The sequence below is a fragment of the Caballeronia sp. LjRoot31 genome, assembly GCF_964253885.1.
In the GTDB taxonomy this organism is placed as follows: domain Bacteria; phylum Pseudomonadota; class Gammaproteobacteria; order Burkholderiales; family Burkholderiaceae; genus Caballeronia.
The window spans coordinates 478,798-499,868 of record NZ_CAXURX020000001.1 but is presented as its reverse complement, the minus strand read 5'-3'; the positions used below and the strand labels follow the sequence as shown (position 1 = coordinate 499,868).

The following is a 21,071-nucleotide window of genomic DNA, read 5'->3' as shown; positions in this document are numbered from 1 at the left end:
TTCCCCTCGACTCCCCTACCGGCTTCCGCCGCTCCCATCATGATCAAGCAAGCGCTCCTTTCCGTTTCCGACAAGTCTGGCATCGTCGAATTTGCGAAATCGCTGTCGGCGCTAGGCGTTAGCCTGCTCTCGACCGGCGGCACCGCGAAACTCCTGGCTGATGCAGGCCTGCCTGTCACTGAAGTCGCCGACTACACCGGTTTTCCGGAGATGCTCGACGGCCGCGTGAAAACGCTCCACCCGAAGGTTCACGGCGGCATTCTGGCGCGCCGCGATTCTCCTGAACACATGGCCGCGCTCGAACAACACGACATTCCGACCATCGACCTGCTGGTGGTGAACCTGTATCCGTTCGTGCAGACGGTATCGAAGGAAGAATGCTCGCTGGAAGACGCGATCGAAAATATCGATATCGGCGGCCCGACCATGCTGCGTTCGGCGGCGAAGAATCATCGTGACGTAACGGTGATCGTCGATCCCTCGGACTACGCGATCGTCCTCGACGAAATGCGTTCGGCCAAGAACACCGTCAGCTACGCGACGAACTTCAAGCTCGCCACCAAAGTGTTTGCGCACACCGCTCAATACGATGGCGCGATCACGAATTACCTGACGAGCCTGACCGACGAGTTGCAGCACAAGAGCCGCAACACCTATCCGTCGACGTTCAACCTCGCGTTCACCAAGGTGCAGGATCTGCGTTACGGCGAGAACCCGCATCAAAGCGCTGCGTTCTATCGCGACCTCACAACGCCGGCCGGCGCGCTCGCCAACTACGAGCAATTGCAGGGCAAGGAACTGTCGTACAACAACATTGCGGACTCCGACGCAGCGTGGGAATGCGTAAAGACCTTCGACGCGCCAGCCTGCGTGATCATCAAGCACGCGAATCCGTGCGGCGTGGCGATCGGCGCGGACGCGCACGAAGCGTATTCGAAAGCGTTCCAGACCGATCCCACCTCCGCGTTCGGCGGCATCATCGCGTTCAACCGTGAAGTGGATGAAGCAGCGGCGCAAGCTGTTGCCAAGCAGTTCGTGGAAGTGCTGATGGCGCCTTCGTTCAGCGATGCAGCCAAGCAGATTTTCGCGGCGAAGCAGAACGTGCGTCTGCTGAAAATCGATCTCGGCGACGGTCACAACGCATTCGACCTGAAGCGCGTGGGCGGCGGTCTGCTGGTCCAATCGCTGGATTCGAAGAACGTCCAGCCGCACGAATTGCGCGTGGTCACGAAGCGTCATCCGACGCCGAAGGAAATGGACGATCTGCTGTTCGCGTGGCGTGTCGCAAAGTTCGTGAAGTCGAATGCCATTGTGTTCTGCGGCGGCGGCATGACGATCGGCGTGGGCGCGGGTCAAATGAGCCGCGTGGATTCGGCGCGCATTGCCAGCATCAAGGCGCAGAACGCGGGCTTGTCGCTGGCCGGATCGGCTGTGGCGTCGGACGCGTTTTTCCCGTTCCGCGATGGCCTCGACGTGGTGGTCAACGCTGGCGCGACCTGCGTTATTCAGCCGGGCGGTTCCATGCGCGATGACGAAGTGATCGCCGCTGCGGACGAGCACAACATTGCAATGGTGTTGACCGGAACGCGTCACTTCCGTCACTAAGCACGTCACTGAGCACGCTTCACCTTTAGAAAGTCCGGTGGCCGGCAGGCGCACCGGGCTTTTTACTTTTTGCGCCGCGCTGTTAGTATCGCAAGCACTACGTTCCAACGGCACTCCATGAGAATTCTCGGTATTGACCCGGGCCTGCGCGTGACGGGGTTCGGCGTCATCGACAAGACCGGTCAAACGCTGACCTATGTGACCAGCGGCGTCATCAAGACCGCCGACGCAGATTTGCCGTCGCGTCTCCACACGATCTTCGAAGGTATCTCGACGCTTGTCCGGCAACACGCGCCCGACCAGTCCGCGATCGAAAAAGTGTTCGTCAACGTTAATCCGCAATCCACGCTGCTGCTCGGCCAGGCGCGCGGCGCGGCAATTTGTGGCCTGGTCGCGAGCGGCGTGCCGGTCGCCGAATACACGGCGTTGCAGTTGAAGCAGGCCGTGGTGGGCTATGGCCGCGCCACGAAAGAACAAATGCAGCAGATGGTGGTTCGATTGCTCGCGCTTACCGGGGTCCCCGGCACCGACGCCGCGGATGCACTCGGCATGGCCATCTGCCACGCGCACGCTGGCGGCGCGATGACCGCGCTCGGCGAAATCGCACCATCGCTGGCTAAAAAGGGCCTGCGCGTACGGCGCGGCCGTCTTGTCGGCTAACTCCACTACAAGTTCCTCACCATGATTGGTCGCATAGCAGGCGTTTTGCTGGAAAAAAATCCGCCGTACTTGCTCGTTGATTGCGGCGGCGTAGGTTACGAAATTGCCGTACCGATGAGCACCTTCTATAACCTGCCGAACAGCGGAGAGAAGGTCGTGTTGCTGACCCAGTTGATCGTGCGTGAAGACGCGCATTTGCTGTACGGCTTCGGCACGCAACAGGAGCGCACGACCTTTCGTGAACTGCTCAAGATCAGCGGGATCGGCGCGCGCATGGCATTGGCGGTCCTGTCCGGCATGAGCGTTCAGGAACTCGCCCAAGCCGTGACAATGCAGGACGCCGCGCGCCTGACACGCACGCCCGGTATCGGGAAGAAGACGGCCGAGCGGCTGTTGCTTGAACTGAAGGGCAAGCTTGGCGCGGATCTGGGCACGGCCGCGGGCACGGTGAGCGGTCCCGACCACGCGAGCGATATCCTGAATGCATTGCTGTCATTGGGTTACTCCGAAAAAGAAGCGCTTATGTCGGTCAAGAATGTTCCGGCTGGCACGAGCGTCTCGGAAGGCATCAAGCTGGCCCTGAAAGCGCTTTCCAAGAGCTAGTCAGGCCAGTCTCCCACGCGGCTGATCCGGCCAACAGTCGGCCGATCGGCCAGCTTTTCGTGTTCGAGCCACGCGGTACAATCGACGCATGATAGAAACCGACAAACTCGCCGCCGAACGCATCATTTCGGCTACTCCCGTCTCGCCGAACGAGGAAGTGTTCGAGCGCGCACTGCGGCCGCGCGATCTCGAGGAATACGTCGGACAGGAGAAGATCCGGGATCAGCTTCAGATTTTCATCGAGGCCGCGCGGCGGCGCTCCGAGGCGCTTGACCACGTTCTGTTGTTCGGGCCGCCGGGTCTCGGCAAGACCACGCTCGCGCATATCATCGCGCGAGAAATGGGCGTGAATCTGCGGCAAACGTCGGGACCGGTACTGGAGCGCGCCGGCGATCTCGCCGCGCTGCTGACCAACCTTGAAAAGAATGACGTGCTTTTTATCGACGAAATTCATCGGCTGTCGCCGGTCGTCGAAGAAATTTTGTATCCGGCCCTTGAGGATTATCAGATCGACATCATGATCGGTGAAGGTCCGGCCGCACGTAGCGTAAAGCTGGATTTGCAGCCGTTCACGCTGGTCGGCGCGACCACGCGGGCGGGCATGCTGACCAATCCGTTACGCGACCGCTTCGGCATTGTGTCGCGGCTGGAGTTCTACACCGCGAGCGAACTGGCGCGAATCGTTACGCGCTCGGCGTCGCTGCTCAAGGCGGATATCGTCCCGGAAGGGGCGTTGGAAATTGCGAAGCGGGCGCGCGGGACACCGCGAATCGCGAACCGGCTGCTTCGGCGCGTACGTGATTACGCCGAGGTGCGAGCGGATGGCAACATCACAGCCGAAGTCGCCGATGCCGCATTGAAGATGCTCGACGTCGATCCGGTCGGCTTCGACCTGATGGACCGGAAACTGCTGGAAGCCATCTTGCACAAATTCGATGGCGGTCCGGTCGGCGTCGACAATCTGGCGGCGGCTATTGGCGAAGAACGCGACACCATTGAAGACGTGCTTGAACCCTATTTGATCCAGCAGGGATACTTGCAGCGCACGCCGCGCGGACGCGTTGCCACGTTGCTCACGTATCGCCACTTTGGCCTCGCCGCCCCCGACGCCGGCCCGGTCCGCGAAGTGTGGGACGCCAACACCGACAGCTGAGCAACAGCAGTATTAGCCGCAACAGACTGATAGCCGATAGCCGAACCGATGTCCGATCAAGCAAGTCCGCGTCCTGACGAGGCATCCGGTTTCGCCGGCCAATTGGTCAAGCGACTGCGCTCCAGGCTCGCCAACGGTGTTACGAGCCTGACTACCGGCAGTGGGCCAACGCTGGATTATTCGTCACCGCCGGGCGACCCGGGACTATTCGGGCCCGACGCCATTTGCTGGAAAGTCCACGCCGACTTCACGTCGATGATGACCGGAGGCGTCAGCGCCCTCCTGCTTCAGGCCCTGCACCCAATGGCGCTCGCGGGCGTCTGGGACCACTCTACCTTTCGAGCCGATATTCTCGGACGCCTGCGTCGCACGGCCACGTTTATCGCGGGTACGACGTACGGCAATAAGCATGACGCGCTTGCGCTCATCGAACGTGTGAAGCGAATTCACCTCTCCGTGACAGGCACGGCTCCCGACGGCCGGCCGTATCGAGCAAGCGATCCTGAGTTGCTGACGTGGGTTCACGTCGCGGAAGTATCAAGTTTCATGAAGGCGCATTTGCGATACGTGAACCCGTTGCTTCCCCTCGATGCGCAGGACTCCTACTACGCGGAGACATCGACCATAGGGGAGATGCTCGGTGCCACCAATGTGCCGAAGAGTTGTGCGGAGATCGACAAGTACCTGGCGTCAATGCGGCCACAGCTAGAAGCAAGCGAGCGTACCCGGGAAGTGCTGAAGGTATTGATGAACGCGCCAGCGCCCAGTGTCGCAATGAAACCTGCCAGCGCGCTGATTCTGAACGCGGGTGTGGACCTGCTGCCTGACTGGGCGCAATCGATGCTCGGGTTCGGCGCATTTGCGCCGCTACGCCGCGCGTGGACGCGGCCGGGCATCAAGATGATTGCGCCGTTGATACGCTGGGCGTTGCATAACGGCGTGTCCAAGCGAGCGCGGCGGCGCGCTGCGATGAAGCCTGATTAGCGCGGGACGTCCTTCAGGTCGTCGTCGCTTCCGGGGGACGAAAGATGCGCGACGTCGCCCCATGAGACAACCTTCGCCTGACCGTTCTCGAAGTCCACCACGTTAACGCTGGAATTCAGCAGCGGCCAGTCACGCGGTACGTCGAGCGGCAATCCACGCACGAACCGATAAATGCAGTCCAGCACGCCACCGTGAGCGACGACCGCAATACGTCCGTCCGGATGCGCGGCCACGATCGGCTCGACAGCGCCCAGCACGCGCCGTGAAAACAGGCGCTGCGATTCCCCGCCTGGCGGCGCGAAACCTGGATCATGGCTCTGCCAGGCCGCATATTTAGCAGGATACTTCGCACGGATCTCTTCACCGCTGTGACCTTGAAAGTCACCGTATAAACGCTCACGCAAACCTTCGTTCAGGTTCAGCGTCAAACCTAGCGCGTCCGCAAACGGTTTGGCGGTTTGCTGAGCACGCAGCAGATCGCTGCAATACACCGCGTCGAGGCGGGCGCCGGCCTTCGACTCCTGCAAGACACGTTGCGCGAGCTGCCCTGCTTGCGCAACGCCGGTCGCCGCCAGCGGAATATCAGTGTGCCCCTGAATACGCTTGATGCGATTCCAGTCGGTTTCGCCGTGCCTGATGAAGAGGACTTGCGTGGTCATGAGATGCGCGAAATTCCGGAAGATGCGCCCTAAACAACGGCGCAGTGACAAAACTCGAGGACGTCTCAGGAACGCACTTGCAGCCAGAACGTGACCGGCCCGTCGTTGATCAGCGACACCTGCATGTCCGCGCCGAACTCGCCCGTCTCAACAATGGGATGCGTGGCGCGCGCCTGCGCAACGAAGTAATCAAACAGCCTGCGGCCTTCCTCTGGCGGCGCGGCCGGTGTGAAGCTTGGCCGCAGTCCGCTGGAGGTATCGGCGGCGAGGGTGAACTGAGACACCAGCAGCACGCCGCCCGCACGCCCGGCGCCATCTATATCCCGCACCGGCAGATTCATCTTGCCGGCGGCATCGCTAAAAACACGATACGCCAGCATCTTCGCCAGCAGCTTGTCCGCAATGGCCTGGGTGTCTCCTCGCTCCGCGCACACAAGCGCCAGCAAGCCGGCATCGATCGCGCCCGTCACACGGTCGCCCACACGCACGTCGGCCCGCAAGACACGCTGAATGAGTGCGATCACGCGCTTACGCTGCCAGCGTGACGCGCGCGAAGCGGCGCTTGCCGACCTGCACCACAAACTCGCCCGCTTCGATCTTCAAGCCCTTGTCCGACACTGTCGCACCGTCGATCTTCACGCCACCCTGCTCGATATTGCGCAGCGCCTCGCTGGTCGAAGGCACCAGCCCCGCTTGCTTCAACAGTTGCCCGATGGCGAGCGGTGCGCCGCTCAGCGTCACCGATGGAATCTCGTCCGGCACGCCGCCCTTTGCACGATGGTTGAAGTCTTCCAGCGCCCGTTCCGCGTCAGCCGGCGAATGGAAACGCGCAACGATCTCCTGTCCCAGCAACACCTTGAAATCGCGCGGGTTACGACCACCCTCGGCTTCGCTCTTGAAACGCGCAATCTCTTCGATACTTCTAAATGACAGCAACTCGAAGTAGCGCCACATAAGCGTGTCAGAGATGCTCATCAGCTTGCCGAACATGTCAGAAGGCTTCTCGCTAATGCCGATGTAGTTGTGTTTCGACTTCGACATCTTCTCGACGCCATCCAGCCCTTCCAGCAGCGGCATGGTCAAGATGCATTGCTGCTCCTGGCCGTATTGCTTTTGCAATTCGCGGCCAACCAGCAGATTGAACTTCTGGTCCGTGCCCCCGAGTTCGAGATCGGCGTTCAGCGCAACCGAGTCGTAACCCTGCATGAGCGGGTACAGCAACTCGTGAATCGAGATGGGGATGCCACCCTGGTAGCGCTTCGTGAAATCCTCGCGCTCAAGAATCCGCGCGACCGTATAGCGCGACGCGAGCTTGATCATGCCGTCGGCGCCGAGCGGCATGGACCACTCACTGTTGTAACGCATCTCGGTCTTTTCACGATCGAGCACGAGCGCGGCCTGCTCGAAATAGGTCTTCGCGTTTTCTTCGATCTGCTCGCGCGTCAACGGCGGGCGCGTGGCGTTACGCCCCGACGGATCACCGATCAGCGAAGTGAAGTCGCCGATCAGGAAGATCACCGTATGGCCGAGATCCTGCAACTGACGCATCTTGTTCAGGACGACCGTATGGCCAATATGAATATCAGGCGCGGTCGGGTCGAGGCCCAGCTTGATGCGCAGCGGCTTGCCGCTCGCAGCGCTTCGAGCGAGCTTCTGTGCGAACTCGGCTTCGATCAGCAGCTCGTCACAGCCCCGTTTCGCGATGGCAAGGGCGGCCTGCACTTCGTCGGTGAGGGGCAAGGTTTTCGCAGCCGAAGCCGGTGCCGGAGAGTCGTTCGGTTCAGTGGTCATGCTTGCAACTTTTTCGGGTGATTTATTCGGGGCGCTAACAGGCGCCGATCGGGCAACAGCCGCTGCTTCCGGATTCGTCCATAGGCGCATTCGGACACGGAAAATCGTACGGCATTCTCTTGTTCAGGCAACGGATTTTACGTGATGTCGTCTGCCTTCGCCCCGTTTTCCCGGCTTGTTGGCCCCGCGTTGGCCGTTCGGCCATGTTTCGAGCGCCTAGACTCCGGATACGGAGCGCGAAACATGGCCGAATGGCTAACGGCTTAACGAGTGGCATCGATGCGTGGATAATCGGTCCATCGCGGCCGCTTTGGCCGCAAGAATTGCATCGATGACGGCTCGAAATGGGTCATCGGTGAGCCGGCATTGAACAGGAGAGCAACGTGGTACGACGGACCGAGGCGATGGAAACAGGCGACATGGCGGACGGCGTGTACTTTGGGCTGATGTCGGGCACGAGCATGGATGGCGTGGACGGCATTGCTGTCCAGTTCACGGCCGGGAATCCGCCCGTTGTGCTGGGCGAGGCTCACGTGGGGTTCTCGCAAGGCCTGCGCGATGCGCTTTTCGCCCTCCAGGCGCCTGGCGACAACGAACTGGAACGGGAAGCCCTTGCCGCGAACGCGCTCGCCACGCGTTACGCCGTGTGTTGTCACGAACTGGCGAGCATGAGCGGCCAATCGTCCGCGAAAGTCCGCGCGATCGGCGTACACGGGCAGACGGTGCGGCACAGGCCGGAAAAGGGCTACACGCGGCAAATCAACAATCCCGCACTGCTCGCAGAAATGACCAACATCGATATCGTCGCCGACTTCCGTAGCCGCGACGTCGCGGCCGGCGGTCAGGGCGCGCCGCTCGTCCCGGCATTTCACGCGACCATTTTTGGCAGCAAGGACGAGACGCGCGTGGTCTGCAATCTGGGCGGCATCAGTAACATCACCATTCTCGCGGCCAACGGCAGCGTCCACGGTTTCGATTGCGGACCGGCGAATGCCCTGCTGGACGAATGGGCGCACCGGCATCTGAAACGTCCCTTCGACGAAGGCGGTCATTTCGCGGCACAAGGTCAGGTGCATCGCCCGCTGCTGAACACGCTACTCAACGAACCGTTCTTCGAACAGCAACCGCCTAAAAGCACCGGGCGAGATCTGTTCAATCCTGCGTGGCTCGACGCCAAGCTCATCGGTTTCGAAAAGATATCGCCCGAAGATGTTCAGGCCACGCTTGTCGCGCTGACAGCCATTACCGTTGCAAGAGAAATCGAGCGGCATGCTTCCGATTGCCGTGCGGTCTATGTGTGCGGAGGCGGTGCCCGTAATCCGGTGTTGATGCGGGCAATCCAGCAGGCGCTTGGGGAGAGCGGCGTGGCGGGTGTCCCCGTGATGACCACTGAAGCGCTCGGGGTGCCACCACAGCAGGTGGAAGCATTGGCGTTCGCATGGCTCGCGATGCGCTGCGTGGCCCGTAAGCCGGGCAATGTATCGGCGGTAACAGGGGCTGCCGGGGAACGAGTTTTAGGGGCGATTTATCCGCGTTGAGGGCAACCCGCCGTTGACCGCCCATGCTTCGTGAAAAGGCTACCCGCACAAAAGAGAAACTGACGGCTCGGTCAGGCATGGCGCCGAAAACCGGGTCCCGTATGTCATCGCTTCAGTTTTTCATCGGAACATACGTTCGAACGAACGCACGAAGCAAAACAAAAACGGAACCCGAAGGCTCCGTTTCACGTTTGCATGATGCCGCGTAGTCTAATCAACTAATCAGAATCACGCCGAGAATGACGATCCGCAACCGCAGGTGCTGGTTGCATTCGGATTCTTGATTACAAACTGCGCGCCGTTCAGATCGTCTTTGTAGTCGATCTCGGCGCCGACAAGGTACTGATAGCTCATCGAATCAATCAAAAGCTGGACGCCTGCTTTATCCATCACGGTGTCGTCTTCGTTGATGGCTTCGTCAAACGTGAAGCCGTACTGGAAACCCGAACAGCCGCCGCCCTGCACGAACACACGCAGCTTCAATTCCGGATTGCCTTCTTCGTCGATCAGTTGCTTGACCTTGTCAGCTGCTGCGTCGGTGAAAACGAACGGCAACGGCATTTCGGTCGTGGGGGTATCTGTGACAGCGTTCATTCGAACTCTCCAAAAAAGCTTCTAGTGCCTATTGTAGGGCTGATCTCAATATCGTGCTGGAAGCCCATGTAATCAATAGGCTATCGCTCCACACTATCCCGAATTTGCCGTGGCTGCTTGGAACATCACCGAAAGACGGCCGCGATCCGCCAGCATCTGCCACGAAAAAAGCCGCCGGCGCATACACGCAGGCGGCTTTTTGAGCCATTTCGCCGTAACAACGACGAAACCGCCAAACAGCTTAACGCTTCGAGAATTGTTTCCTGCGACGTGCCTTGTGGAAACCAACCTTCTTACGTTCAACTTCACGAGCATCGCGGGTAACGAAGCCAGCTTGTGACAGCGCGGGCTTCAGCGTTGCGTCGTAGTCCATCAGCGCGCGGGTGATGCCGTGGCGAACCGCACCGGCCTGACCCGTTTCGCCGCCGCCGTTCACGTTGACCTTGATGTCGAACGTGGTGGCGTGGCTCGTCAGTTCGAGCGGCTGGCGCACGATCATCAGCGACGTTTCGCGCGAGAAATAATCAGCAATGGGCTTGCCATTGACGATGATCTGACCCGTGCCGGACTTGATGAACACGCGGGCAGTGGCGCTCTTGCGGCGACCCGTACCGTAATTCCAATTACCGATCATATGGGCTCCCTTTAGATCTCGAGCGCTTTAGGCTGTTGAGCCGTATGCGGATGCGTTGCGCCAGCGTAGACCTTGAGCTTCTTGATCATCGCGTAGCCGAGCGGACCTTTCGGCAACATGCCCTTAACGGCTTTCTCGAACGCGCGGCCCGGGAAGCGTTCTTGCATCTTGTTGAACGTCGTTTCGTAGATGCCGCCCGGATAGCCCGAGTGACGGTAGTACTTCTTGTCAGTACCCTTGTTGCCCGTGACGCGCAACTTGCTGGCGTTGATGATGACGATGAAATCGCCAGTGTCGACGTGCGGGGTGAACTCGGGTTTGTGCTTGCCGCGAAGTCGGGCGGCCACTTCACTGGCGACACGTCCGAGAACCTTATCCGTCGCGTCAATCACGTACCATTCACGCGTCACCTCATGGGCTTTTGCGGAAAACGTCTTCATGATCGATCCAAAAAATAAATCTGCCCTGCTTTGTCCCGCTTGTATGAGAAGTTGCGCATCGAGGCGCGTGCGGGCTCTCCCTGGTTCTCGTCCGCGGGCATGGTGCGGATAGAGAACTTTGAATTATAAGGGAAATTTTGATGTGAAGTCAAAACTTGCCTGTCGGCCAAGCGAATTCACCCCGGTTCAGCGCTGAACGAATCGCATCGTGCAGAGGTTTTGCGAGCGAGCGACGGGCCCGCCATGATCGTAATTGACGTTAAAGCAGACGAAAAAAAGCCCGAGCCTTGGGCTCGGGCGGAATCCACCTAGGAGGAGGTGGAGGAGACAGGAGCAAGTATATGAAGCGCTTTTGTGCAAAGCAAGTAAATTTGCATTATGGGATTCGATTTCATAATGCAAAATACGGACGAGGGTTAAAGTTGAGTATTTTACTATTTACAATCAAATACTTAGCTAAAATTAAAAAGCCTCTTACGCACAATTTACAGTTGAAATCCCTTGATTCCAGTAGGGAAATCGCGGATTTGTCGTACGTATCGCAATGCAACAATGCCCCACGGCTGGCCCAAACGCCCGCGCTGCCGCGATTCCTACAATCAGCTAAAACGCTACAATCGACACGATTAGACAAGTGTCTTATGGCACCGGAGTTTTCTCATGGAATGCAAAGTTAGCTGGATGGGACAGGACGGAATGGCGTTTGCCGCGGAAACGGGCAGCGGCCATCTGGTCACAATGGACGGCGCACCGGAAGGCGGCGGCCGCAATCTGTCGCCGCGGCCAATGGAAATGGTCTTGCTCGGCACGGGTGGCTGCACTGCGTACGACGTCGTGATGATCCTGAAGAAAAGCCGTCAGGAAGTCGCGGGTTGCTCGGTGACGCTCAAGGCCGAGCGCGCAAGCGAAGATCCCAAGGTGTTCACGAAGATCCACTTCCACTTCACGGTGACGGGCAAGAACCTGAATCCCACGACAGTCGAACGCGCGATCACCCTCTCTCACGACAAATACTGCTCGGCGTCGATCATGCTGGCCAAGACGGCCGAATTGACGCATTCCTTTGATATTGTCGCGAGCTGAATTCCTGGCATCGAAGAAGAAACGAGAAAAAAAGCCGGCGTCATCACTGACGCCGGCTTTCTTTTTGAATCTCACAAAGCAGGCCGATAAGCCGGATTCTGTGCACGCCTCACGCCCGAAAGCGTGACGCGCGTAGCAGTCATTCCTCTAGTCGCGCCATTACTGGCGCGCTCAAGCTTCCTACCCGCAGACGAGACGGAGGCACCGTCCTGCATCACGAGGATGCGCGCCTGCCTATTTGGAATTGCTCCGGGTGGAGGTTACCTTGCCGGTCTGCCTTGCAGCAGCCGCGGTGCGCTCTTACCGCACCGTTTCACCCTTACCTGATCCCCGAACTTGCGCCCGGGGCCATCGGCGGTTTGCTTTCTGTTGCCCTGTTCCGCGTGTCGCCACGGATGGCCGTTAGCCATCACCCTGCCTGGTGGAGTCCGGACTTTCCTCGCCCTCTCCGGCCGAAACCGGATCAGCCGCGACTGCCTAGCCTACTTTGCGATGATGATTTTAGCATGAGGGGCGCCGCAGCCTCGCTGTCAGCTCCGGAGCTGCTAAGTCCGCGACCGGCGGCCGGATCGAAAGACCTGAGGGTCGTCGTAGAAAGACGGGACTTCGTTTTCAGGCCACCAGCCCGGCACGCCCAGCACCGGCAGCGGCGTGAAATATCGACTGGAAATGGCTTCGCTCTTTAGCCGTTCAGACACTGCGCGGTCGAGGATCGCGCGGCGCTCGATATTGGTGGATGAGAAATAGGCTGGCTCGACTTCCACTATCCAGGCGTGCCCCGTGCACGCCTTATACGGGGCAATCAGCTTTTCCAGCAACGCGTGGCCGAAGATGCGCGCCTCGCATCGAAGGCCCCAGGCTGCGCGTTGTTCGACGAGCAACGTGTGCCAGTCGAAGGCTCGAAGTGCAGCGGCGAGCGACGCATCTGTGCAGGCAAAAAGGATCGCGTTTTCGTCAAAGAGCGTCAGGGCGTCGCGCGCGGCGCCTCGTGTGGGACCGATGCCGAGCACATCGATTTCCGCCGCCTGCCGGGCGTTCAGCGCCGCCTTGATGCGTGGGTACTGGAACCACATCGCGCCGTTGAAGAAATCGTGAAGGTTGTAGCGCGTGGGCACGCAGCCCGTCTCGGCAATATGCCCTTCATACGACGCCCCCGCCGGCAACTCGTCCTGTGCGATGAACGATAGCGGCTTGCCCCGTCCGGTTACGCGCGGGTCGGTGTGTGCATCGGCGTTAAGGGTGGAGAGATAGGCTGAGTAGCTATCGAGCGCGGCCTGGCGCCAGCGCTCACCGCGCTCGGCAAGTGGCGCGAGCCATGGGCAGGACCAGTCGATATCCATAAAGCGCTGCGCCGCGCGGGTATCGGTTGGCGTCGATGCCGTCTCCGCGTTTTCAGCCTTCAGTGAATTTTCCCGGTCTGACATACGAGTAGCTCAAGAGGCGGGAGGTTCTGCGCTCGGACCTGTCCCAAGCGCGCCCCGGCAACCGTCACTCCATCCGCCAGCCAATCGATTCTCCGCCGCCCAGCGGCACGATCTCATCCCCACCCGCCATGAATTCCGCCGGCAGCGTCCAGGGTTCGCGACGCAGCGTCACGCTCTCTGTCGAGCGCGGCAAACCGTAAAAGTCCGCACCGTGGAAACTCGCGAAACCTTCGAGGCGACCGAGCGCGCCGGCCTGATCGAAGGCTTGCGTGTAGAGCTCCAGCGCGTGCAACGCCGTGTAACACCCCGCGCAGCCGCAAGCGTGCTCCTTCAACCCCTTCGCGTGCGGCGCGCTATCCGTGCCGAGAAAAAAGCGCGGATTGCCCGACGTAGCCGCCGCGAGCAGCGCCACGCGATGCGTCTCGCGCTTGAGCACCGGCAAGCAGTAGTAATGCGGCCGGATTCCGCCGACAAACAGCGCATTGCGGTTGTACAGCAGGTGATGCGCGGTCAGCGTGGCGCCGGTCGGACCGTCGGCATCGCGGACGTAATCAGCGGCGTCCTTTGTCGTGATGTGCTCGAACACGACCTTCAGCGCGGGAAAATCGCGGCGCAACGGCGTCATCACGCGGTCGATAAACACCTTCTCGCGATCGAACATATCAATGGCGGGGTCGGTTACTTCGCCATGCACGAGCAGCGGCAGGTCGTGCTTTTGCATCGCCTCCAGCGTCTTCGCGCACTTTGCGATGCTCGTGACACCGGCGTCCGAATTGGTCGTCGCTCCTGCCGGATAAAGCTTTACTCCGTGGACGAAACCGCTTTCGCGGGCGCGACGAATTTCGTCGGGCGGCGTGTTGTCGGTGAGATAAAGCGTCATCAGCGGCTCGAAACGCGCACCCGGGCCGTCCTTGGGCAACGCGGCCAGGATGCGCTCGCGATACGCCGCCGCCAATTCGGTCGTCGTCACGGGCGGACGCAGGTTCGGCATGATGATCGCCCGGCCGAACTGGCGCGCCGTGTGCGGCAGGACGGCGGCGAGCACGGCGCCGTCGCGAACGTGCAAGTGCCAGTCGTCGGGACGCGCGAGCGTAATCGAGTCAACGGAGTCAACGGGCGAAGCGGGCGAGACAGAGGCAGGCGTGGAAGCGGACATTGGCGTGATAACGATGAAAATAATCGGATGACGAAAACGCAGGGACTGTGGCGGCCGCGAAACCAAAAAGCATAAACACGCACGGAAAACATAAGCGAGACCGAAGCACCTGCAAGCGGCGCAGCTTCGCCATCAATATCGGCGGCCCGGATCGGTGAATCAAGCCCCGACACCGCGTGCTTGATGAGACTACCAGCGGAGACCACCAGCGGGGGCTCCGAGAGCAAGCGCCCCACCCAATCGGTCAGTTTTTCTCCCGCAAGCCGGCCGATACCGTGGAAATTCCACAACGATGCCACCCCGCGGTCGAAAGGCGCGATTTTTTGGCGGTTTCGTCGGTGCTATGCTTTGGCTACCCGTATTGTAACGGTTAGCTCCATTCACCCAGTCTGCAGCCCCAGCAATGTGCCAACTTCTCGGAATGAACTGCGCGGAACCCACGGACGTGACTTTCTCGTTCACCGGTTTCGCGGCGCGTGGCGGCGTCACCGACCATCACGCGGACGGCTGGGGCATTGCGTTCTTTGAAGACAAGGCGTGCCGCCTTTTCATCGATCACCAGTCGTCGGCCAGTTCACCGCTCGCCGAAATGGTGAAGCGTTATCCGATCAAGTCGAAAAACACGATCGCGCATATTCGCAAGGCCACGCAAGGTCACATCCTGCTTGAGAATTGCCATCCGTTCATGCGCGAGTTGTGGGGACGGCACTGGATTTTCGCGCACAACGGCGACCTGAAAGATTTCAAACCCTGTCTGAACGGACAATATCAACCGGTCGGCACCACCGACAGCGAGCTGGCGTTCTGCGCGTTACTGCAAGGTCTGCGACGCGAATTCCCCGGCTGCCAGCCGCCGCTGGACGAACTGTTCGCGGCGCTCGAAAAGCTGACGCGCGAGATCACGCAATTTGGCGTATTCAATTTCCTGATGTCGAACGGCCAGGCGTTGTTCACGCATTGCTCCACGCATCTGTATTACCTCGTGCGCAGCTGGCCGTTCTCCACGGCGCATTTGATCGACGCTGACATGTCGATCGATTTCGCGAAGTACACCACGCCGGAAGATCGCGTCGCGGTGATCGCCACGTCGCCGCTTACCGACGACGAAATCTGGACGCGTTTCAAACCCGGCGACCTGGCGTTGTTCCAGCACGGCGCATTGCTCAGGACGGTCAACGTCCCCGTGCCGGCGGACGTCGCGGAGAAAGCGCTTGAACCGTTGTGCAAGGTTTGCGTTGAATCGGTGCTGCGCGCCGAGACCATCGAAACGACCGCGGATGTGGAGACCGAACTCGGTATAGAGTAAATGCGGAGTAATTGCGGAGCAGCTTCGCGGCCGGAGAATCACCTGGACTCATGCTTGTTCCACTACCCAGGGAGCTTATGCAATGTCAGGAAAATTCGTCATCGACCGCGCCCGTAACGGCCAGTTCTATTTCAACCTGCGGGCCGCCAACGGCGAACCGATCCTCAAGAGCGAGACGTATGTGACGCGAGCGTCGGCGGAACATGGCATTGCATCGGTCAAGGCGAATGCGCTGATCGATGAACGCTACGAGCGCAAGACGGACAAAAGCGGCGCGCCTTATTTCAATCTCAAAGCCGGCAATCACGAGGTTATTGGCGTGAGCGAGGCTTATAGCAGCGCGGCGGCCAGGGATGCCGGGATTGAATCGCTGAAGAAAAATGCGCCCGATGCAGTGACACAGGACAACACGAAAGCAGCTTCGACCAGCCACTAGCGCTGAACTACGAAGACAAAAAATGGCCTTTCCAGCTCACGCCGGAAAGGCCATTTTTACGGCGCATGCTTGACGTTGACGGATCAGCGTAGCCGAGCGGTTGGCGCGCATGGGTCAGGAGGGCCAGTTGCCCGCGGACCACGGGGAAGTTAGCCCGGCAGTCCAAGCTCTCTTTGAGCCAACTCGCCCGGCTGATCGGCGTTAGCCAAACCAGCCCGCATCAAACCATCAATGCAAAATCTTCGCCAAAAAGTCCTTGGCCCGATCCGACTTCGGGTTCTCAAAAAACGCGTCCTTCTTGTCGTCTTCCACAATGAAGCCCTTGTCCATGAAGATCACGCGATGCGCGACCTTCTTCGCAAAGCCCATTTCGTGCGTCACGCACATCATGGTCATGCCTTCCTGCGCCAATTCCACCATCACGTCGAGCACTTCGTTGATCATTTCCGGATCGAGCGCGGACGTGGGTTCATCGAAGAGCATGGCGATCGGATCCATCGATAACGCCCGCGCAATCGCCACCCGCTGTTGCTGTCCACCGGAAAGCTGGCCGGGGAATTTATCGGCGTGAGCGCTTAAACCCACGCGCTCCAGCAGCTTCAATCCCTTCGCGGTCGCTTCGTCCTTCGAGCGCCCCAGCACCTTGATCTGAGCCAGCGTCAGGTTCTGCACGATCGTCAGATGCGGAAACAGTTCGAAGTGCTGAAACACCATGCCGACTTTCGAGCGCAGTTTCGACAGGTTGGTTTTCTTGTCGCCGATCGATTGCCCGTTGATCGTGATCTCGCCCTTCTGGAACGGCTCAAGTCCGTTCACGGTTTTAATCAGCGTCGACTTGCCCGAGCCCGAAGGACCGCACACCACCACTACTTCACCTTTTTTGACTTCCGTCGTGCAATCGGTGAGCACTTGAAACGGGCCATACCATTTCGAAACATTCTTGAGTGAGATCATCGAGCGACCTTTTTCTGAAGACTTTTGACGAGACCGGATGCGGCGAGGCACACCACGAAATAACAGGCGCCGGCGAACAGCACCATTTCGACAGTCGTACCGTCGCGATCGCCCACATTCGTGGCCGTGCGGAAAAAGTCCGCGAGGCTGATCACATACACCAGCGACGTATCCTGGAACAACACGATAGCCTGCGTGAGCAGCAGCGGCACCATCGCGCGAAACGCCTGCGGCAACACGATCAGCCGCATGGACTGCGTGTACGTCATGCCGAGCGCGAACGCCGCGTTCACCTGCCCACGCGACACCGCCTGAATGCCTGCACGAATAATCTCCGAATAATACGCGGCCTCAAACAGCGAGAACGCGACCATGGCGGAAGCGAGCCGGATATCGATTTCCGGCGATAACCCCAGCACATTCTGCAGGAATTGCGGCACGATCAAAAAGAACCACAGCAGCACCATCACGAGCGGGATGGAACGAAACAGCGTCACATACCCCTTCGCGAACCATTCGAGCGGCTTGATGCCCGAGAGGCGAAACAGCGCGAGCACGGTGCCCCAGAGAATCCCGAACACGAGCGCGAGCACCGTGATCTTGAAGGTGATGATGGCGCCGGTCCAGAGCGTAGGCAGCGAACTCGGCACACTGCTCCAATTGAAATGATGCATCACTTGCCTCCAATGTAGCCGGGCAGCCGAGTCCTGGCTTCGACCACTTTCATCAGTTGCATGACGACCAGATTGATCAGCATGTAGGCAAGCGTCACGGCGATGAACGACTCATACGACTGCGCGGTGTAATCCACAAGCTGTCGCGCCTGCGCCGACAATTCGAGCAACCCGATGGTCGACGCCACCGCCGAGTTCTTGAACACGTTCAAGAATTCCGACGTAAGCGGCGGCACGATGATGCGGTACGCGACCGGCATCAGGATATAGCGGTACGTCTGCCATTCGGTGAAACCCATGGCGAGACCGGCGGCGCGCTGTCCGCGCGGCAAGGCCGCAATGCCCGAGCGCACTTGCTCGCACACGCGTGCTCCGGTGAACAACCCGAGGCAGATGATGGATGACGAATAGAACTGCACGTTCGGGGGCAACTGCTTGAACCAGTTGCCGATGGAAACGGGCAGCAACTCCGGTATCACGAGGTACCAGATGAAGAACTGAACGAGCAGCGGGATATTACGAAAGATGGCGACATAAACCGTGCCGATGGCAGCCAGCTTCCTGTTGGGCACGGTGCGAAGAATGCCGAACAACGAGCCGACCACGAGCGCCACGATCCATGACGCAAGCGACACGGTAACGGTCACCCAGAAACCGGAAATAAGCCAGCCGAGATAGGTTGTCGGCTCGCCGGTCGAGACGGGGCTTAGGAAAACGCCCCAATTCCAGTGGTAGGACATGGACTCCCTCCAAAAGAAAACGGAAGAAGCAGCGCTCCTTCCGTTTCCATCAATCGAGCAGAACCGAGATTAATCGATTGCCTTGTCGTTCGGGTTCTTGAAAAGCGCCTTCATGTCATCGCTTTCCGGGAAGTTCAGGTTAAGACCCTTCGGCGGAATCGGACTTTCAAACCACTTCTTGTAGATCTTGTCGCCTTCGCCCGAAGTTTCGACCTTGGCGATGGCGTCATCGACTACCTTCTTGAACTCTGGATCGTTCTTGCGCAGCATGCAGCCATAAGCTTCACGCGATTGCGGCGTACCGACAATCACGAAATCCTGCGGCGTGCTCGACTTCGCACGTTCGCCGGCCAGCAAAGCGTCGTCCATCATGAACGCTACTGCGCGTCCCGTCGACAACGTCAAAAACGAGTCGCCGTGATCCTTCGCGCTGATGATGTTCATGCCCATGCTCTTTTCCTGGTTCATCTTGCGAAGCAGGCGCTCGGACGTGGTTCCAGCGGTCGTCACAACGGTCTTGCCCTTCAGGTCGTCGAAGTCCTTGATCCCCGAATCCTTCTTGGTCATCAGGCGCGTGCTGATCACGAAGATGGTGTTGGAGAACGCGACTTGTTGCTGACGTTCGAGGTTGTTCGTGGTCGAACCGCACTCGAGGTCGATCTGGTTACCCGTCACGAGCAGCAGGCGGTTTTGCGACGTGACCGACTTCTGTTGAATCTTCAGGTTCGGCATGTTGAGCTTTTCCTTGACGGCGTCGACCACCTTCAAAGCAAACTCATACGAATAGCCAATGACCTGTTGCTTGTCGTCGTAGTACGAGAACGGAATCGACGACTCGCGGAAACCCAGGTAGATGTTCCCTGAATCCTTGATTTTCTTGAGCGTATCGTTGTTTTGCGCTTGCGCGCCCGATGCGAAAAGTCCCAGTGCGGCAAGCAGCAGCGCAGCTTTTTTAATCTTCATAATGTGTGATCTCCTTGGCGAAAACGGCGCAATTTTAGCAGGGTAATAAATTTGAAAGAATGAATGTTGTCCACAGTTGTCATTTTTGAGACACCCGCTGTTGTCAGGCTGAGCGGGGGTTTCAGCGCTTTCAATTGCCGTTGGTTCTGCCCTAATTTTCTTGTGTTTTTACGCGAAACGCCCGTCGACGTCCTGAAGGACGACGGCGGGCGTCTTGATGCTTTTTGCGTTAGCGCCGCTTCATGCAGGCAAACGCGCGCAAACGTTTCTGATGCCTGAAATCACGGATACAGGCCGCGCATTTCGCGCGCTTGCAGAATTCGCGTACACGCGACAATGAACGCCGCCGTGCGCACTGATACCGAATGCTCGCTGGCCACTTGCCACACGGCCGCGAATGCTTCGCGCATCACACGTTCGAGTCGCTGGTTGATTTCGTCTTCAGTCCAGAAGAAGCTTGAGAAGTCCTGCACCCATTCGAAGTACGACACGGTCACGCCGCCCGCATTCGCGACCACGTCGGGAATCACGAGAATGCCCTTGTCGTGGAGAATGTCGTCGGCCGCCGTTGTGGTCGGGCCGTTGGCGCCTTCCACCACGATCTTCGTCCTGATCTTCGGCGCGTTTTCTTCCGTGATCTGGCCTTCGAGGGCGGCCGGAATCAGGATATCGGTTTCAATGGTCCAGAACTCGTCTTTGCCGATCGGGTCCGCGCCTTCGAAGCCGCCCACGCCGCCGTGCTTGGCCACGTGCTCGAGCAACGCGGCTGCGTTGATACCCGACGATTTGTACAGCGAACCGGTGTGGTCCTGCACCGCCACCACTTTCGCGCCGGCTTCCTGGAACAGCCGTGCAGCGATCCCGCCGACGTTACCAAAACCCTGCACGGCGATGCGCGCGCCTTCAATGTCAAAACCAATCCGGCGCGCCGCTTCCGAGCCCACGACGAACACGCCGCGGCCAGTTGCTTCCTTGCGGCCGAGCGAACCACCGAGGGAGATCGGCTTGCCGGTCACCACGCCGGTTGCTGTCTGGCCCTGGTTCATGGAGTAGGTGTCCATCATCCAGGCCATGATCTGCTCGTTCGTGTTGACGTCCGGCGCAGGGATATCCGTATTCGGCCCAATGATGATGCCGATTTCGCTCGTATAACGACGTGTCAGGCGTTCGAGTTCACCACGCGACAACGTGCGCGGATCGACACGAATACCGCCTTTTGCGCCGCCGTACGGCACGTTCACAGCCGCGTTCTTCACCGACATCCACGCCGACAACGCCATCACTTCGGAAAGCGTAACGTCCTGGTGATACCGCACGCCGCCTTTGCCCGGACCACGCGACATGTTGTGCTGGACCCGATAGCCTTCGAAGTGCGTGACCGTGCCGTTATCGAGTTCGATGGGGCAATCGACGATCAGGATGCGCTTCGGGCGCTTGAGGGTTTCAATCCAGCGCGACAGCGAGCCGAGATACGGCGCGACACGATCGACCTGCTGGAGATAGTTACCCCAGGGGCCGAGATGCGTGGAATCGAGATAGGAGGGAATGGCGTGCTGAACAGCGGGAACAGCAGAAGCGGTGCGGTCTTGTTGCGGCGATGACATCGAAGCTCCAGCGTTGTGTGGAATGGCTTCATTGTCGAAAATTCGGATATTGAAATCCAATGCCGTTTCA

At 59.4% G+C, this 21,071-nt stretch carries 22 protein-coding genes and 1 other RNA gene; 9 read left to right on the top strand and 14 right to left on the bottom strand.

All coding sequences use genetic code 11. The annotated features are described in order from the left end of the window. Positions 1-39 precede the first annotated feature (39 nt). From purH to ACSQ8V_RS02140, 5 genes are all read left to right on the top strand, one after another. Positions 40-1,605: a bifunctional phosphoribosylaminoimidazolecarboxamide formyltransferase/IMP cyclohydrolase gene (gene purH, locus ACSQ8V_RS02160; RefSeq protein WP_436204760.1), complete on the top strand. Its 1,566-nt coding sequence runs from the start codon at positions 40-42 to the stop codon at positions 1,603-1,605. 117 nt (positions 1,606-1,722) lie between these two features. After that, positions 1,723-2,265 (top strand): crossover junction endodeoxyribonuclease RuvC, encoded by a 543-nt coding sequence (ruvC, locus tag ACSQ8V_RS02155; RefSeq protein WP_031357515.1) that lies wholly within the window; start codon positions 1,723-1,725, stop codon positions 2,263-2,265. Positions 2,266-2,286: 21 nt separating this feature from the next. Beyond that, positions 2,287-2,868, top strand: coding sequence for a Holliday junction branch migration protein RuvA (ruvA, locus tag ACSQ8V_RS02150; protein WP_436204759.1), 582 nt, complete (start codon positions 2,287-2,289; stop codon positions 2,866-2,868). 88 nt (positions 2,869-2,956) lie between these two features. Further along, positions 2,957-4,021, top strand: coding sequence for a Holliday junction branch migration DNA helicase RuvB (gene ruvB, locus ACSQ8V_RS02145; protein WP_089158818.1), 1,065 nt, complete (start codon positions 2,957-2,959; stop codon positions 4,019-4,021). 48 nt (positions 4,022-4,069) lie between these two features. Further along, positions 4,070-5,005 (top strand): oxygenase MpaB family protein, encoded by a 936-nt coding sequence (locus ACSQ8V_RS02140; protein ID WP_436204758.1) that lies wholly within the window; start codon positions 4,070-4,072, stop codon positions 5,003-5,005. Here ACSQ8V_RS02140 and ACSQ8V_RS02135 read toward each other — a convergent pair. The 3 genes from ACSQ8V_RS02135 to tyrS form a co-directional block, all read right to left on the bottom strand. After that, positions 5,002-5,664 (bottom strand): histidine phosphatase family protein, encoded by a 663-nt coding sequence (locus tag ACSQ8V_RS02135; RefSeq protein ID WP_436204757.1) that lies wholly within the window; start codon positions 5,662-5,664, stop codon positions 5,002-5,004. The two genes, ACSQ8V_RS02140 and ACSQ8V_RS02135, sit on opposite strands and share 4 nt — an antisense overlap. A gap of 65 nt (positions 5,665-5,729) precedes the next feature. Beyond that, positions 5,730-6,188, bottom strand: a complete 459-nt coding sequence (gene dtd / locus ACSQ8V_RS02130; protein ID WP_436204756.1) for a D-aminoacyl-tRNA deacylase — start codon at positions 6,186-6,188, stop codon at positions 5,730-5,732. 4 nt (positions 6,189-6,192) lie between these two features. Further along, positions 6,193-7,455 (bottom strand): tyrosine--tRNA ligase, encoded by a 1,263-nt coding sequence (tyrS, locus tag ACSQ8V_RS02125; RefSeq protein ID WP_436204755.1) that lies wholly within the window; start codon positions 7,453-7,455, stop codon positions 6,193-6,195. A 404-nt stretch (positions 7,456-7,859) separates the two neighbouring features. On the opposite strand from tyrS, the gene ACSQ8V_RS02120 reads away from it, so the two are divergent. Further along, complete coding sequence (locus ACSQ8V_RS02120; RefSeq protein WP_213765906.1) at positions 7,860-8,993, top strand: anhydro-N-acetylmuramic acid kinase; 1,134 nt, start codon at positions 7,860-7,862, stop codon at positions 8,991-8,993. Positions 8,994-9,221: 228 nt separating this feature from the next. Here ACSQ8V_RS02120 and erpA read toward each other — a convergent pair whose 3' ends face one another. From erpA to rplM, 3 genes are all read right to left on the bottom strand, one after another. Continuing rightward, positions 9,222-9,587, bottom strand: coding sequence for an iron-sulfur cluster insertion protein ErpA (erpA, locus tag ACSQ8V_RS02115; RefSeq protein ID WP_031357523.1), 366 nt, complete (start codon positions 9,585-9,587; stop codon positions 9,222-9,224). 241 nt (positions 9,588-9,828) lie between these two features. Then, positions 9,829-10,221: a 30S ribosomal protein S9 gene (gene rpsI / locus ACSQ8V_RS02110; RefSeq protein WP_213765831.1), complete on the bottom strand. Its 393-nt coding sequence runs from the start codon at positions 10,219-10,221 to the stop codon at positions 9,829-9,831. 11 nt (positions 10,222-10,232) lie between these two features. Beyond that, positions 10,233-10,661: a 50S ribosomal protein L13 gene (gene rplM, locus ACSQ8V_RS02105; protein WP_031357525.1), complete on the bottom strand. Its 429-nt coding sequence runs from the start codon at positions 10,659-10,661 to the stop codon at positions 10,233-10,235. A 660-nt stretch (positions 10,662-11,321) separates the two neighbouring features. Between rplM and ACSQ8V_RS02100 the strand changes: the two genes are divergently transcribed. Further along, positions 11,322-11,744 (top strand): OsmC family protein, encoded by a 423-nt coding sequence (locus tag ACSQ8V_RS02100; protein WP_436180726.1) that lies wholly within the window; start codon positions 11,322-11,324, stop codon positions 11,742-11,744. Between the two features lie 71 nt (positions 11,745-11,815). On the opposite strand, the gene rnpB is transcribed toward ACSQ8V_RS02100, so the two are convergent. The 3 genes from rnpB to pyrC form a co-directional block, all read right to left on the bottom strand. Continuing rightward, an RNA gene (gene rnpB / locus ACSQ8V_RS02095) (RNase P RNA component class A) lies at positions 11,816-12,233 on the bottom strand. 56 nt (positions 12,234-12,289) lie between these two features. After that, a complete protein-coding gene (locus tag ACSQ8V_RS02090; RefSeq protein ID WP_436204754.1) occupies positions 12,290-13,168 on the bottom strand; it encodes a DUF3025 domain-containing protein in 879 nt (292 codons plus the stop codon). Positions 13,169-13,232: 64 nt separating this feature from the next. Next, positions 13,233-14,324, bottom strand: a complete 1,092-nt coding sequence (pyrC, locus tag ACSQ8V_RS02085; protein ID WP_436204753.1) for a dihydroorotase — start codon at positions 14,322-14,324, stop codon at positions 13,233-13,235. 403 nt (positions 14,325-14,727) lie between these two features. Here pyrC and ACSQ8V_RS02080 point away from each other — a divergent pair, with 403 nt between their 5' ends. Beyond that, positions 14,728-15,630 carry a class II glutamine amidotransferase gene (locus tag ACSQ8V_RS02080; RefSeq protein ID WP_436204752.1) on the top strand — a complete coding sequence of 301 codons (903 nt, stop codon included), beginning with the start codon at positions 14,728-14,730 and terminating at the stop codon, positions 15,628-15,630. An 82-nt stretch (positions 15,631-15,712) separates the two neighbouring features. After that, on the top strand, positions 15,713-16,066 hold the full coding sequence (locus ACSQ8V_RS02075; RefSeq protein ID WP_047895661.1) for a YegP family protein: 354 nt from the start codon (positions 15,713-15,715) through the stop codon (positions 16,064-16,066). A gap of 228 nt (positions 16,067-16,294) precedes the next feature. On the opposite strand, the gene ACSQ8V_RS02070 is transcribed toward ACSQ8V_RS02075, so the two are convergent. The 5 genes from ACSQ8V_RS02070 to ACSQ8V_RS02050 all read right to left on the bottom strand — a co-directional run bounded on the left by ACSQ8V_RS02070 (position 16,295) and on the right by ACSQ8V_RS02050 (position 21,001). Further along, positions 16,295-17,020, bottom strand: coding sequence for an amino acid ABC transporter ATP-binding protein (locus tag ACSQ8V_RS02070; RefSeq protein WP_213765826.1), 726 nt, complete (start codon positions 17,018-17,020; stop codon positions 16,295-16,297). Next, positions 17,017-17,694, bottom strand: a complete 678-nt coding sequence (gene gltK, locus ACSQ8V_RS02065; protein WP_213765825.1) for a glutamate/aspartate ABC transporter permease GltK — start codon at positions 17,692-17,694, stop codon at positions 17,017-17,019. Before gltK ends, ACSQ8V_RS02070 begins: the two co-directional genes overlap by 4 nt. After that, a complete protein-coding gene (locus ACSQ8V_RS02060) occupies positions 17,694-18,434 on the bottom strand; it encodes an amino acid ABC transporter permease (RefSeq protein WP_213765824.1) in 741 nt (246 codons plus the stop codon). The genes gltK and ACSQ8V_RS02060 overlap by 1 nt, the downstream gene beginning before the upstream one ends. Before the next feature lie 69 nt (positions 18,435-18,503). After that, positions 18,504-19,397 carry a glutamate/aspartate ABC transporter substrate-binding protein gene (locus tag ACSQ8V_RS02055; RefSeq protein WP_213765823.1) on the bottom strand — a complete coding sequence of 298 codons (894 nt, stop codon included), beginning with the start codon at positions 19,395-19,397 and terminating at the stop codon, positions 18,504-18,506. A gap of 281 nt (positions 19,398-19,678) precedes the next feature. After that, positions 19,679-21,001, bottom strand: coding sequence for a Glu/Leu/Phe/Val family dehydrogenase (locus tag ACSQ8V_RS02050; RefSeq protein WP_213765822.1), 1,323 nt, complete (start codon positions 20,999-21,001; stop codon positions 19,679-19,681). Positions 21,002-21,071: the final 70 nt, after the last annotated feature.